Source organism: Arcanobacterium pinnipediorum (assembly GCF_023973165.1).
Lineage (GTDB): Bacteria > Actinomycetota > Actinomycetes > Actinomycetales > Actinomycetaceae > Arcanobacterium > Arcanobacterium pinnipediorum.
The window spans coordinates 70,907-85,377 of record NZ_CP099547.1 but is presented as its reverse complement, the minus strand read 5'-3'; the positions used below and the strand labels follow the sequence as shown (position 1 = coordinate 85,377).

Sequence of the window (14,471 nt, the reverse complement as noted above, 5' to 3'; positions counted from 1 at the left end):
ATCCGTCCATTTCCAACACGGCACTAGATACGCTACGACTATTAGACGTAGAGTTAGCATAGTGTCATAAAATATGGAAACCTATAGATTGACATAAACACCTCGATGTAGCGATATAAGGTAAGGAAATGGCGAATGGGTGCATTCGATAAAATCGAAAAAACTGTGGAAAACGCAGTAGAGAATGTTTTTTCGCGCGCCTTCAAATCAGAAGTCAAACCAGTAGAACTAGCGTCAGCCATCAAACGCTCCATGGACGAGCGCTCCGCAGAAATTTCTCGCGACCGCATCGTCTCCCCCAACGAGTTCACCCTCACCCTATCTAGCCACGACTTCCAGAAAATCTCCGAATGGGACGAAGAAGCACTACGCGACGAACTCATCGCCATTGCCACCAGCTACGCCCGCGAACAAACCTACGTCTTCCTCGGCCCAGTATCGATAACCTTCACCGAATCCTCAACTCAACCCCGCGGCAAGATCGAAGTATCGTGCCACACCCGGCGCGGCTCAGTAGCCCCAGCAACAACCCCCCACGCCTCGCCACAAAACCCAATCATCGAAGTCAACGGAGAACGCTACATCCTCACCGGCGCAGTTACCGTCATCGGCAGAGGCTCAGTTGCCGATATCCAACTCGATGATTCCGGTATTTCCCGCACACATCTCGAACTGCGCGTCACACCATCGGGCGTTATCGCAACAGACCTGAACTCAACCAACGGAAGTTTCGTTGAAGGCCACAAAATCTCCGCCGCAACCCTCGTAGACGGAAACACAATCACAATCGGCCACACCCGCATCATGTTTTGGACCTCCCCGGAGCCACTATGAGCCCACTAGTCGTCACCCTACTACGCTTCGGTTTCCTAGCGTTGATCTGGCTCCTCGTCATCTTTATGCTCGTCACAATCCGCAACGACATCTTCGGCATCAAAGTACGAGATCGCAACCGCGGCCAAACACCAAAACGCGCCCCCCTCAACGATCAACCCGCCACCCAACCACGCCACCTCGTCGTCGTGCGTGGCCCGCTAACTGGCACCGCGATCCCACTAGGAACATCGGCAATCACCGTTGGTCGTTCCCCAGATCTCGCACTCGTACTCGACGACGGCTACGCCTCCTCACGCCACGCCCGCTTCTATCTCCAAGGTGAAACCTGGTACATCGAAGACCTCAACTCCACAAACGGCACCTGGGTAGGAACACAAAAAATTCAATCACCAGTCGAACTATCTATCGGCGTCCCGGTCATCATTGGTAAAACCACGATGGAGCTACGTTAATGATCCGCTTTGATTACGCCGCATTTAGCGACGTCGGCCTGGTTCGAAAATCCAATCAAGACGCCGGATACGCCTCCTCCCACCTCCTCGTTTTAGCCGACGGCATGGGCGGAGCCGCCGGTGGCGACGTCGCATCCTCCGTCGTAGTTGGACACCTAGCCCAAATAGACGACTCCCACCAAGCAGAAGATCTCCTACCACTACTCAAACAACAACTCAACAACGCCCAAGAACAACTCGTCCACCTAGTAACACAAGACCCCGAACTAGCCGGACTAGGAACAACCTGCATCGCAATCTTGCGCACCGGAAACAAACTCGGCATGGTACACGTCGGCGATTCGCGCGCCTACCTCCTACGAGATCACAAACTCGCCCAAATCACCCGCGACCATACTCTCGTCCAATATCTAGTAGACCACGGCGAACTCACACCCGAAGAAGCACTCCACCACCCCAAACGCCACGTCATCATGCGCAACATTAGCGCAGCCGAAGGACCAGCCGACGTCGATACCTCCATACGAGAAGCCCTACCCGGAGATCGATGGTTACTAACATCAGATGGCCTCTTCGACGTCGTCTCTGACGAAACAATCGAACACACCCTCCAAACCTTCCCAGATCTCGACGCCTGCGGGGAACGACTCATCGAACTAGCGTTAGCTGGCGGTGCCCCCGATAATGTTACGCTCGTCCTCGCTGACGTCGTCGACGACCCCGGAACCGGCTCATCTTACGATCGCGGACCAATCATCGTAGGCTCAGCAGCTATCGATCGCACCAAGCCAACGCGAGCCGGTTTATCTGCAGCCGGGCAATTAGCATCCCTAGCACATCCCGAACAAAGCCAAACAACGCTCGACGTAACAGAAGAAGCTCCCCGACGGCGCTGGATAGCCCGAATCGCAGTCTCACTCATCCTTCTTCTCGTCCTAGCCGGAGGATTAACCGCCGGATACAACTGGACCCAAAATCAATACTACGTCTCAGTTAACAACGGCAACGTCGCTATCTTCAAAGGCATCCCACAATCACTTGGTCCCCTAGAATTATCTGATGTATATCAAGAAACTTCGATAAAACTCACCAAACTCACCCCAGTAGCACAACGCCGCCTCGACACCCCAATTACCCGCGGATCGTTAAGCGAAGCACGAAAAGTCGTACGCGACCTCGCCGCACAACAAATACTTGCCCCAGCAAACCCAGACCAGCAACCAAGCCCGGCAAGCCCGGAGCCAAGCACTACCCGCCAAGATACAAACCCCGATAGTCAAGAATCTTCGGGTGATCGCCCATGAGCATCGTCAGCACCCAACCAGCCCGCTCCGGGCGCGGCCAAGAACTCGGCCTGCTCATCTTTGCCCTCATCGCCGTCCTCGGCGCATGGATCTTGGCATACTACGGAGTCCACAACTCCCAACCGCCACAACTACTCCCCGATAATTTCACCCTCATCGCCGGCGGCGGAGCTGGAACTCTTCTCCTCTGCCATCTGCTGATCCGCCGATTTGCTCCCTACGCCGATCCGATACTATTCCCCGCATCAATAATGCTCACCGGGCTGGGATTGGCGATGATCTACCGGATAGACTTCCAGCTCGTAGCCCGCGGAGACAATCCAGATGCTCGCGGACAAATGCTACTAGCATTCGTCGGATTAATCTTCATGATGACAACCATCGGATTCTTACGAGACCACCGCTGGCTACGCCGCATCACCTACATCTCACTAATCGTCGGCTTACTGTTACTCCTTCTTCCACTAGTGCCCGGCCTCGGAGTAGAAATCTACGGCGCACAACTATGGATCAACATCGCCGGATTCTCCTTCCAACCAGCCGAACTATCAAAAATATTCCTCGCCGTATTCTTTGCCGGATATCTCGTCACACAACGCGACAACCTTTCACTAGCCGGTCCAAAATTCCTCGGTATCCACTTTCCGCGACTCCGCCACTCCTTACCCATCCTCATCGCATGGCTAACCTGCATGGGCATCTTGGCGTTAGAACGCGACTTCGGAACCGCACTGCTCTTCTTCGGTCTCTTCGTCGCAATGCTCTACGTCGCAACCGAACGCACCTCCTGGATCGTGATCGGCGGACTACTATCAACGGCCGGGGTCTGGCTTATCATCCAAGTCATGCCACACATTCAAGCCCGATTCACAATCTGGCTACACGCCTTCGACCAAGACGTCTACGACGCCCAATACGGCTCCTATCAGCTCGTCCAAGGCTGGTTCGGTATGGCCTCTGGCGGACTATTCGGTACCGGGCTAGGCCAAGGCAGCCCCGCGAATTCATTCGCCGCCAACTCTGATTTCATTATCGCCTCCCTCGGCGAAGAACTCGGCCTAGTAGGCCTGCTCGGCATCCTATCCCTCTACGTCATCATCGTCACCAGAGCAATGAAAATAGGTGTTGCGCTCCGCGACGGCTTCGGCAAACTATTCGCCGCCGGCCTCGGATTCACAATAGCTTTGCAATGCTTCGTCGTTGTTGGCGGAATCACCCGAGTCATCCCACTAACCGGCTTAGCCATGCCGTTCCTAGCAAAAGGCGGCTCCGCGCTACTGACAAACTTTATTATTATCGGCATTCTGTTACGCATGTCCGATTCGGCCCGTCGCCCGTTCACCGCCCCCGCCACACCACTTTCGACGATTTCAACCGGCGAACTTCCCGCGAAACTCATCAACGACGACGAAACCGCCACCGACGACGAAACCGCCACCGGCGTCGTCGTCACCACACATAATTCGTCACCTTCACCCGACGATCAAATGGAAACAACTGCTGTTCCTCGCATCACAGAAGAGGAGAAGGCATGAACTTAGCGATCCGAAAACTCACCGCAATTACCATCGTCATGTTTGTGACACTGATGGTAGCCGTAACCTACATCCAATTCTTCAAAGCTCCCGAACTCAACGCCGATACCCGCAACGTACGCACACTATGGCGCGAATACGGCACCGACCGCGGGCCAATCATCGTAGCCGGGCAACCAATCGTAACCTCTGAACCCTACGACGATGAATACAAATACCTACGCACCTACCACCAAGGTGAACTCTACGCGCCACTAACCGGATACTTTTCCACAACATTCAACTCCATGACCGGCCTCGAACGTGAAGAAAACTCAGTACTAGGCGGCTCGGATTCAGCACTATTTACCCAACGTATCGAACAACTCATCACCGGAAAACAACCCAAAGGCGGCGCCGTCGCCCTCACCATCGATCCAGTAGTTCAACAAGCCGCCTGGCAAGCCCTAGGCGACCACCGTGGCGCAGTAGTAGCAATTGAACCCGCCACCGGCAAGATTTTAGCCCTAGTATCAAAACCCTCCTATGATCCAAACTTCGTAGCTACCCGCGATTCTGCAGTAGCAACCGAAACCTGGACCACCCTCAGCAACGACGAACAACGCCCCCTAGCGAACCGGGCACTAGGCGGAAAACTATACCCACCCGGCTCCGTCTTCAAAATCATAACCGCCGCGGCAATGATCGAAACTCTCGGCTTAGACGCCGATTCGATCGTCGAAGCACCATTTTCCTACAGTCCGCCCGGAACAACACACGAAATATTTAACGCCTATGAACAACCCTGCGGCGATGGCTCTGGAAACGTCCTACTGGCAACAGCTTTTGCCGAATCGTGCAACACGCCATTTGCGATCGGAGGCGTCAAAGTCGGAAGCCAAAATCTCATCGACATGGCAACCGATTTCGGTTTCAATCAAGATTTCACGATCCCACTCCAAGTGGTCGCCTCAAAGTTCCCATTCCCCGCAGATTCAGCCACCCTCGCCATGGACTCCTTCGGCCAGCGCGATGTAGAAGTATCTCCGTTAAACATGGCGATGGTTGGTGCAGCAGTTGCAAACAACGGAGTGATGATGAAACCCTTCGTGGTTGCCCAGACCCTCACCGCCGATCTTGCGCTACTATCTGAAACACAACCCACCCAATACTCCACTCCCATCAAACCCCAAACGGCACAGATTCTACGTTCTATGATGATCGGAGTAGTTAACGGCGGAACCGGAACCAAAGCAGCGCTCGGCAATGTGCAAATCGCAGGTAAAACTGGCACCGCAGAGACCGGGCATGACGGCGGAGATCATGCATGGTTTGTTGGGTTTGACGCTACTGAGAATCCACGTATTGCACTGGCGGTCGTGGTTGAAGAAGGTGGCAGCGGTTCACAGATCGCAGCCCCGATAGCACGGCAGATCTTCGAGGCGGCACTCAATCGTGACTAAATCGCAATCGAACAATTACACACTTCACTATCAAGATAAGGCAGACTGGAAAACAGTTAAGTGATCCAGGAAGGAACTCGAGAATGATAAACATCCCACGTATGTTGGGTGGGCGCTACGAAGTCGGAGAGCTCATCGGCCGTGGCGGCATGGCCCAAGTTCACCTTGGATATGACACTCGACTATCCCGAACTGTTGCCATTAAAATCTTGCGATCAGACCTGATTACAGATCAGACGTTTGTTGCACGTTTCCGGCGCGAAGCGCAAAGTGCTGCCGGGCTAAATCATCCATCCATCGTAGCTGTCTACGATACCGGCGAAGAACGAGTCCCTAACGATACGGGCCAAGACATATCGTTGCCATATATCGTTATGGAATACGTCAAAGGCCGTACCGTATCAGAGCTGTTAAAAAACGGGGACGCGCTACCGATTAACGAAGCAGTCCAAATATCGATCGGCATTTTGTCTGCGTTGGAGTATTCACACCGCGAAGGCATCGTACATCGCGATATTAAGCCGGGCAATATTATGCTCACCCATGACGGCAAAGTTAAAGTGATGGACTTCGGTATTGCGCGCGCGCTTACCGATTCTTCCGCTACGATGACGCAGACGAATTCAGTTGTGGGCACGGCCCAATATCTTTCCCCGGAACAAGCCCGTGGCGAAGTCGTTGATTCACGCTCCGACCTCTACTCCGCCGGATGTCTCCTTTACGAACTTCTCACCGGCCGTCCCCCCTTCCGTGGTGACTCTGCAGTTGCTGTCGCCTACCAGCACGTTTCTGAAATGCCGCCGTCACCGATGACGATCGCACCTGACATTCCCGAAATGCTCGACCGAGTGGTGATGAAGTCGTTGGCAAAGAAACGCGAAGATCGCTATCAGCGTGCCATCGATATGCGCGCCGATCTGCTTTCGGCGTTGCGTGGCGGGCACGTAAGCGCCCCAGCTTCAGCAACATGGGGTACCCAGATCCTATCTGCTCAACAGCAACCTGCTCCAGCTACTACAGCGATACCGCAAACAACAACGACTCAAACCGGTGTGACACCGGCAGTAGCGCCGTCGAAGAATAATAACGCTATCTACATCATTTTAGGTATCTTGCTACTGGTTGTTGCCAGCGTCGGGTTAGCGTGGGCGCTACTATCGAGCAATAACTCTCCAACGCCTACTGAACCAACAACTGTTGCTGTTCCTGATCTCGATGGAACCAACCAGGTCTCAGCACGTCAACGTCTCGAAGAAGTCGGACTAACATTTGTTCTAGGGGAGCCACAAGAAGATAAAGATATCCCGGAAGGAAAATTCGTTTCTTCCGATCCGGCGTTTGGTACGAAGGTTAAGGTCGGCTCTGCCGTAACCGTTTCATTTTCTTCTGGCCCTGGGAAAATCACTGTGCCTGACTTTACTACCGGAAAATACAACCAAGATGCTGCCAAGCGTGAGCTAGAGAAACTCGGGTTGAAAGTTGGCCGGGTTGATATCAAGGACGTACCGGGCAATGCGCGCGATATTGTGACCGATACTTCTCCGGCTGCTGGCCAGCAGGTTGAGCGAGGCGCATCGATTAATATCGTTGTAGCTTCCGGCTATATCGTTTTTGATGGCGCTGATATCACTACACACGTTATTGGCCAGTCGCGCGAGGTTGCCGAAGCCTATCTCACCGATACACTCAAGATTCCATCGGTAACTGTTGTGACTTCGGAAAATCCGCAATTCCCAGAAGGCACGGTATTCAACATGGAACCGCAGGCAGGAACGGTGCCTTATGATACTAAGGTGACGCTCTGGGTTGCTAAGAAACCTTCCCAACCGGTTTTACCGCCGTCGAATCCTGATCCGCCGAGCGATAATTCGACCGGTAATGGCGACGATACCGAAAATCCAAATTCCGGTTCAAATACGGGAACTCGACCTAATAACCCAAGCAATCCAGGCGATTCAAACCAACCCGGTAGGTCTAATCCGTAACCCGGTCTAAATATTGGGAGAACATAGCAAGGTTGTGGGTCAGTACGTGAAAGTACTGACCCACAACCTTGCTAGGGCTGGTGTTGTTAGGGCTGGTTCCGTAACTGGGCTCGCTTAGCCAGGCTCACTGGCTTTAACCCACGGTGTTATCAAACCAGCCAGTGGTGTAGTAAATCCACGGATACAGATACGTGAAGAGCAGATAAATAACTCCAGCCAACAAGGCTAACATTTCGAGTGCTTTAAACCATTTCGGCCCGGGCAAGAGTCGCCATAATCCGTAATACATCTATCAGCCTTCCTTCGCATTCATCTCAAGCAATTCTTTGGGCATACCCTCTGAGCGTAGGATCGAATAGTCTAACTCGCCGTGCACGATCCACCGATGTGTTGAAGTGTATTGCGGGTGACAGGTGGTGAGAGTGATTAAGCGCTTCGAAGGAGATTCCGTAACTTGGGTACCATTTTCTTCAGCTTCACGCGCCTTATATGGATCAGGGGACACCACGCGTACTTTATCTGGGGTAACAAGCTCATGGTCTGTCATACGGTAGACGTAAAACGCGTCGGCAGTCTCGACGATAATGGGATCGCCTGGTTCGAATTCTTCAACGAACATCAAGGCATCACCGTTGCCACGACGATGAGCAGCCATAGAGAAGTTCCCAATCTCGCCCGGCCATGCTGTTCCTTCGTAGTGGCCGAATCCGCCGTTATCAAGGATGTCCCAGTTCGTGGTTCCTTCGGTCATGGTACGGGTTGCGGCCTTGCCAAATGATGGGAAATGGACAACGCCGAACATCTGCCCGTGCCCCGGATTAAGGGTAAACGGTGGCGGATCGGTTTGCACTGGCTGGGCAACCACAGTTGGTGCTGTCCCGTTCAGTTTTGCGAAGTCATCGAGCTGTTCGCTTTGTACCTGGTTTGCAACAACGGAGGTCCACCATAGCTGCCACACAATAAAACCCGCAACGATTAATCCAAAAGTAATCAGGATCTCCCCGATAACTCCTAAAACGATCGAAAAGATTCCTTTTTTCCGGCGCTGCGGTGTTAGCTGCTCGGTAGGTTGTGTTTCGTGATGTTCAATCGTTGGAGCAACGTCAAAGGCTCCATCAACACGTTGCCCTGCATCGCTCCCCACGAGTACCCGCGACTCGCGCGGTAGCGCAGATCGGCGCCGTGGCGGAAGGGCTACTTCAGATAGTTCAGTATCTTGTGCCAATGGTTGACTCCTTCAAATTACTTTTCTTTTGCTCACTATACGGGTATATCTCCTTTAAAACTACCGTGTAAGCTCATATACCGATAGTCTTATACTAGTTAGTTTCACTTTGAGCGAGGAAAATATGCCTGAATCTAAGAAACGTAAGAAGGTTGAAGAGCGCCGAATTGCTGCTTCGCGTCAGCAGCAAGAGCGTCCAGCCCCACAACTTCAACGTTCCCCACAGTGGTGGGCACCCGTAATGGTGGCCTTAGCCGTCATTGGTTTGATCGTTGTTGTTACCGCCTATGTATCACACGGCCAAGCCCCTATCCCAGGTTTCGGCAACGGCAACTTGTTTGTTGGCATTGGTTTGATGATGGTGGGCTTCTTAATGACGATGGGCTGGAAGTAGCTTCACCCTGTTACCTAATCGGTATAGTGGGCAAAGGTTATTCACCTTCGCCCACTATTTCGTGTTGTCATGCTACCACTGTTATAGATGGATGCCATCTGCCTGAAATCAAATGGATGCCATCTGCCTGAAATCAACTTGGCCTAATCCACGCAGTTGCCACCGGGCACAATCTGCACAGTTGCCGTTTTTCCTGCCTACCATCCCATAACTATCGCGTTTCCTGCCTGCTCACCCTCAGCAATCTACGTAAACAGCCTCAGCCGGCCAATCAAACCCGGTTTTATTCTGAAATGTCGGATTTTCAAGGCTGGTGATGGGGTTGGCTTGTTTCAAAACCGGGGTATTTGGGGCGATGTCCTCATATACGGGGACATCACCCCAAATACCCCGGTTTCGGCACAACTTCTCGTCTTATCACGGCTGGAAACAGGCTGGATAGTAGCTGAAATAGGCTCTGGAAGCACTGAGTGGCAGTCGAGATGGGTTTAACGAGTGCGATTGATAGCCGAGATGGACCTAGAAAGGCTGACAATCGACAGAAAGTGGTGTTTGAATGCGGCGTAAGAGAGCTGATGTGAGATTTAGGTGAATTGTTTGGTTGCCGAGCCGGTAACTAGATGGACGGGCCGGTAGTTAAGCCGGGCTCACACCAAAAGTTGCGTGACGGATATGTTTTCGTCTATACACTGGACGAAAACGCATCGCTCAGCTGATCCATACCCCGAACACATCGTAGAGTTGGGTAGTACACGCAATGGTGAAGCTAAAACACAAATATCCTTCGAGCCACCTAAACACGCCACTAGCACTGTAAGACACGCAGTGCCTTACTACCATCCGCCGTGCATCTTTTTTGGACGGCGATTGAGTCGCCACCACATAGCAGCGATAAGCGCCCCGGTAATAAATCCGCCCAGATGCGCCTGCCAAGAAATGCTCGGAGTTGTTATCGCAAGCATGACGTTAATTCCCAGCAAAACAAGTATCGCGCGCATATTAGATTTTAGGGCTCGGGTCAGTACAACAAGAGCGCCGAAAAGGCCGAAGATTGCTCCCGAAGCACCCACAGTGACGACATTCCACTGGCCAGTCCACAAAACCCACAAATAAACTGCGCCGTGGCCACCAATCGCACTGGCAAGATACAGCCCAGTAAACCAGAATTTCTTCAGCACCGGCTCTAGCTCTGCCCCCAAGAACATCAAGGACATCACGTTAAACCCCAAATGCAGTATCCCGCTATGCAAAAAAGCACCGGTGAGAATACGCCAAGGCTCTACATTCACCAGCGCAGGAACAAAGGCGTAATCATAGAGCACATCGGAAAACATATAAGTTACCAAAGACGCTAAAACACACAGTCCACTCATCACAGCTGTTACTGGTGGAATATCGACCTTATTCATAAACACTCGCTTACGTTAAAAACTATTCCTGCCCCGCATCAATGCGGGGCAGGAATAGAGTGGTTTATGTGAGAATATCAATCACTCAGAGATGGTGATAGATTCAATCATGATTGGCTCAACAGGGCGATCCATTGGCCCAGTTTGAGTAGTAGCGATCTTATCGACTACCGCCTTGGATTCATCATCGATAACTTTGCCGAAAATAGTGTGGGCTCCATGTAGCCAAGGAGTTGGCGCAACAGTGATGAAGAACTGAGAACCGTTAGTTCCCTTACCCATGCGCTTACCTGCATTGGCCATAGCCAACAGGTATGGCTCATCGAAAGTAAGCTCTGCAGAGATTTCATCATCAAAGACGTATCCTGGCCCGCCAGTACCAGTACCGAGCGGATCGCCGCCTTGGATCATAAAACCGTCAATAACGCGATGGAAAATCGTGCCGTTATACAACGGCTCAGTAGACTTTTCCCCAGTAGCTGGATCAGTCCATTCCCGCTTTCCAGTAGCGAGTTCGGTGAAGTTTGCAACCGTTTGCGGAGCTTGCTGTGCGAAGAGTTCGAGGGAGATATTACCAACTGAAGTTGTCATTAATGCTTTCATAGTCCCATCCTTGCACACCTGCGCCCCGCGAGCCACTACGAACACAACTTCAGTGGCTAAGAGCGAAAATCCCCCATCGACGCCGATACATCAGTTACATACACCGATAACACCGATACCTCAGTTACATACACCGATAACACCGATACCTCAGTTACATACACCGATAATTCGGTTCAGCGCGAACAAGATCACTCAATATTGCCTGTTTGAATGCAACACATCGCTATTTCGTGAAACAATAGACACAATAGAAAGCTCGCTACGAACAATTCATAGCGACACAACTTGGAGGTGGTGCAATGTCTTTCTTTAAGCGCGAGACTGCCGCAACAAAGGCAGCACAAGAAGCAACGAAGCTCAAAGAGCAGGCTGCTACAGCAACCGGATCTTTCCTAGCGAAGGTTGCCGATACATACAATACGTCCCGCACATGGGCAGAACCGCGAATCGAAGAAGCCGCTGAGAAGCTCGTTCCAGTTGCTCAAGATGCGGTTGCGCGAGCAAATCTCGCCGCACGTGAAGCCTACGAGCGCACACGCCCACTAGTTGAAGAGGCAGTCACGAAAGCTAAGCCCTACGTCGAAGAAGCAGTTACAGCTGCTCGCCCATACGTTGATGAAGCCCAGTCTTTCGTTGCTGAAAGTGCCGATCGGGTTAAGGAAGATTATCTGCCACGCGCAAAGCGGGCAGCAAACGCAGCTTTGGCAGAAATCAAAGCCTCAGCCGATGAACATGCCACCAAGGCAGTAACTCTTTCACGCCGTGAATTAAAGAAGGCCAATAAGCTGGCTAAGAAAGCTGAGAAGAAAGCTATGAAGCTGGCAAAGAAGAACGAGAAGAAATCCGGCAGCAAGAAGTTCGTTGGCCTTACCCTCGTTGTAGGCGCAGCTCTTGGCGCAGCCTATCTAGCATGGGCACGCTCGAAGCCCGTTGAAGATCCATGGGCAGATGCCTACTGGGAAGATCTCACTGTTCCTAGCGATGAAGCTTTGAACACCGTTGAAGAAAAGCTCAACGAAGCAGGCGAAAAGGTGAACGAGGCAGAAAGCAAGGTCGAAGAGAAAGTCTCCGAGATGGCTTCCACAGCACAAGACGTTGCTGAGGATATGGTAGAAAAGGTCTCCGATTCTGATATTCCAACCCCACTCGAGGTTGCTGAAAACATCGAAAACAAAGATGCCAATTAAGGTTTATACGTTCACGTCAATGAACCTATAACACCTAGAAAGTCGGTGTATTTCGTGCGCACAACACATGCGACACTGCGAAATACACCGATTTTCGTGTTATTACCTCGTTGACTCCCAGTTGATCCAAATATGGGTCATAATAGTAAGCATACGTAGCAGATAGCACACCAAGAACGCTATCGAAAAGGAAGAAGGTTGAACTATGCGTGGCATTATTTTGGCAGGTGGCTCCGGAACCCGGCTTCACCCCATCACACAGGGCATTTCGAAGCAACTTGTTCCAGTGTATGACAAACCCATGATCTACTATCCGATGACCACCCTCATGCTCGCCGGCATCCAAGACATCCTCGTCATCACCACCCCACACGATGCTGCTAGTTTCCAGCGTCTGCTCGGCGATGGCTCCCAGCTCGGGGTCAACCTCTCCTATGTACAACAACACGAACCCAACGGACTAGCACAAGCGTTCGTACTCGGTGCAGAGTTCATTGGCAACGAACCCGCAGCCCTGGTTTTAGGAGACAACATCTTCTACGGCCCAGGAATGGGAACCCGGTTGCGCCGCCACATCAACCCCAACGGTGGCGCAGTATTCGCCTACCATGTCGATGATCCTCACCGCTACGGCGTCGTCGAATTTGATGACGAATTCCGGGCATTATCAATCGAAGAAAAGCCCACGCAACCAAAGTCCAATTATGCTGTTCCAGGCTTGTACTTCTACGATAACGACGTCGTAGAGATCGCATCACATCTACAACCTTCGCCGCGCGGCGAATACGAAATCACCGACATAAACAAACACTATTTACGCGAAGGTCGCCTCACGGTCGAAGTTCTGCCTCGGGGTACTGCATGGCTAGATACTGGCACTTTCGATTCGCTTGCTGACGCTACCTCTTTCGTGCGCACCGTCGAAGCCCGCCAAGGTTTGAAGATCGGTTGCCCTGAAGAAGTTGCGTGGCGCATGGGCTTCCTCACCGACGACGAACTGGCCGAACGCGCCGAACCGCTACGTAAATCTGGTTACGGTGAATACCTCATGAGCGTTCTAGCTCGCGGAAAGAACGCCTAAGGTGGATTCGTCGGCTATTTTCGCCGTCGTCGTCACATATCATCCACTTGATGTTACTGAGTTAATCGCCAGCCTTGCGAGCCAGTGCGGCGCAGTTATTGTGGTCGATAATTCTGAGGTGACGCCACAGCATCTGGTTGTGGCGTGCGACGAGAATCAGGCTCAACTATTGCCGTTGCAGAAAAACGTTGGGATTGGTGCAGCGCAAAACATTGGAATTGATATGGCGTTGCGACGTGGGGCACGCGGGGTTATTCTCTTCGATCAGGATTCAGTGCCCGGACCTACACTGGTTGGTGACCTGGCCCTACACCTTGACCTTGATGTAGCCGCCGTCGGCCCTACACCTTACGACGGCGATGAGCCACTGGTCTATACCGACCATACGTGGGGGCCTAAACGCCCTGATATCCGGCTGGATTCTACTGAGCCGCTTGAAGTGTCATTCTTACTGGCTTCCGGGTGCCTTATCCGGGCTGATGTTTTGCGTGAGATCGGATTCATGCCGGCCGAGTATTTTATCGACCATGTTGATTTAGCGTGGTGTATGCGTGCGCGCAAGCATGGCTATCGGCTCTTGGCGATTCCAACCGTGATACTGCCACATTCACTTGGAGATAAGGGCATAAAGATAACGGGTCGTAAAAAGACTATCCACGTCCACTCCCCGATTCGTAACTATTATTTGACCCGCAATACTTTTGAGCTTATGCGCAACCCAGATCTACCGTTGCCGTGGCGTATCAGATACGGCTACTGGATTACGCGTTTTGCTGCGTTTACTATCTTGACGAGTCCTGATCGAAGTGTGCGTGCACACCTGATTTTCCGTGGTGTGCGCGATGGGATCCGACGGCGAATGGGCAAGCTCGGTTCACCGCCAGCCCAACGCTAGATTCACCGCCAACGCTAGATTCACCGCCAACGCCAACGTTACCGTCTGCCCAGGGTGGCTCAAAGCATGTAGCTTTGAGCCACCCCAACCTAGCGGTTAAACCACCGTGATGTTACCTG

The 14,471-nt window shown here is 52.2% G+C and carries 14 protein-coding genes; 10 read left to right on the top strand and 4 right to left on the bottom strand.

Annotation, left to right across the window (positions count from 1 at the left end):
* Window positions 1-135: 135 nt before the first annotated feature.
* The 6 genes from NG665_RS00355 (at window position 136) to pknB (ending at window position 7,555) form a co-directional block, all read left to right on the top strand.
* A complete protein-coding gene (locus NG665_RS00355) occupies window positions 136-834 on the top strand; it encodes an FHA domain-containing protein (RefSeq protein WP_252673354.1) in 699 nt (232 codons plus the stop codon).
* The gene (locus NG665_RS00350) at window positions 831-1,289 is read left to right on the top strand and encodes an FHA domain-containing protein FhaB/FipA (RefSeq protein WP_252673353.1); all 459 of its coding nucleotides are present in this window, start codon (window positions 831-833) and stop codon (window positions 1,287-1,289) included. Before NG665_RS00355 ends, NG665_RS00350 begins: the two co-directional genes overlap by 4 nt.
* Window positions 1,289-2,593, top strand: coding sequence for a PP2C family protein-serine/threonine phosphatase (locus tag NG665_RS00345; RefSeq protein ID WP_252673352.1), 1,305 nt, complete (start codon window positions 1,289-1,291; stop codon window positions 2,591-2,593). Before NG665_RS00350 ends, NG665_RS00345 begins: the two co-directional genes overlap by 1 nt.
* Complete coding sequence (locus tag NG665_RS00340) at window positions 2,590-4,128, top strand: FtsW/RodA/SpoVE family cell cycle protein (protein WP_252673351.1); 1,539 nt, start codon at window positions 2,590-2,592, stop codon at window positions 4,126-4,128. Before NG665_RS00345 ends, NG665_RS00340 begins: the two co-directional genes overlap by 4 nt.
* On the top strand, window positions 4,125-5,570 hold the full coding sequence (locus tag NG665_RS00335) for a peptidoglycan D,D-transpeptidase FtsI family protein (protein ID WP_252673350.1): 1,446 nt from the start codon (window positions 4,125-4,127) through the stop codon (window positions 5,568-5,570). Before NG665_RS00340 ends, NG665_RS00335 begins: the two co-directional genes overlap by 4 nt.
* An 83-nt stretch (window positions 5,571-5,653) precedes the next feature.
* Window positions 5,654-7,555 carry a Stk1 family PASTA domain-containing Ser/Thr kinase gene (pknB, locus tag NG665_RS00330; protein ID WP_252673349.1) on the top strand — a complete coding sequence of 634 codons (1,902 nt, stop codon included), beginning with the start codon at window positions 5,654-5,656 and terminating at the stop codon, window positions 7,553-7,555.
* A gap of 133 nt (window positions 7,556-7,688) precedes the next feature.
* Here the strand turns inward: pknB and NG665_RS00325 are convergent, their stop codons facing one another.
* Window positions 7,689-7,844 (bottom strand): hypothetical protein, encoded by a 156-nt coding sequence (locus NG665_RS00325; RefSeq protein WP_252673348.1) that lies wholly within the window; start codon window positions 7,842-7,844, stop codon window positions 7,689-7,691.
* A gap of 3 nt (window positions 7,845-7,847) precedes the next feature.
* Complete coding sequence (locus tag NG665_RS00320; RefSeq protein ID WP_252673347.1) at window positions 7,848-8,780, bottom strand: class E sortase; 933 nt, start codon at window positions 8,778-8,780, stop codon at window positions 7,848-7,850.
* A gap of 124 nt (window positions 8,781-8,904) precedes the next feature.
* On the opposite strand from NG665_RS00320, the gene NG665_RS00315 reads away from it, so the two are divergent.
* Window positions 8,905-9,174 carry a cell division protein CrgA gene (locus tag NG665_RS00315; protein WP_252673346.1) on the top strand — a complete coding sequence of 90 codons (270 nt, stop codon included), beginning with the start codon at window positions 8,905-8,907 and terminating at the stop codon, window positions 9,172-9,174.
* Between the two features lie 833 nt (window positions 9,175-10,007).
* Here NG665_RS00315 and NG665_RS00310 read toward each other — a convergent pair.
* Both NG665_RS00310 and NG665_RS00305 read right to left on the bottom strand, forming a co-directional pair.
* The gene (locus NG665_RS00310; protein WP_252674116.1) at window positions 10,008-10,583 is read right to left on the bottom strand and encodes a rhomboid family intramembrane serine protease; all 576 of its coding nucleotides are present in this window, start codon (window positions 10,581-10,583) and stop codon (window positions 10,008-10,010) included.
* A gap of 81 nt (window positions 10,584-10,664) precedes the next feature.
* Complete coding sequence (locus NG665_RS00305; RefSeq protein ID WP_252673345.1) at window positions 10,665-11,186, bottom strand: peptidylprolyl isomerase; 522 nt, start codon at window positions 11,184-11,186, stop codon at window positions 10,665-10,667.
* A gap of 302 nt (window positions 11,187-11,488) precedes the next feature.
* Here NG665_RS00305 and NG665_RS00300 point away from each other — a divergent pair, with 302 nt between their 5' ends.
* From NG665_RS00300 to NG665_RS00290, 3 genes are all read left to right on the top strand, one after another.
* Entirely contained in the window at window positions 11,489-12,376 is an 888-nt protein-coding gene (locus tag NG665_RS00300) for an apolipoprotein A1/A4/E family protein (RefSeq protein ID WP_252673344.1), read from the top strand.
* A 205-nt stretch (window positions 12,377-12,581) separates the two neighbouring features.
* Window positions 12,582-13,457 carry a glucose-1-phosphate thymidylyltransferase RfbA gene (gene rfbA / locus NG665_RS00295; RefSeq protein ID WP_252673343.1) on the top strand — a complete coding sequence of 292 codons (876 nt, stop codon included), beginning with the start codon at window positions 12,582-12,584 and terminating at the stop codon, window positions 13,455-13,457.
* Window position 13,458: 1 nt separating this feature from the next.
* Complete coding sequence (locus tag NG665_RS00290) at window positions 13,459-14,352, top strand: glycosyltransferase family 2 protein (RefSeq protein ID WP_252673342.1); 894 nt, start codon at window positions 13,459-13,461, stop codon at window positions 14,350-14,352.
* Window positions 14,353-14,471: the final 119 nt, after the last annotated feature.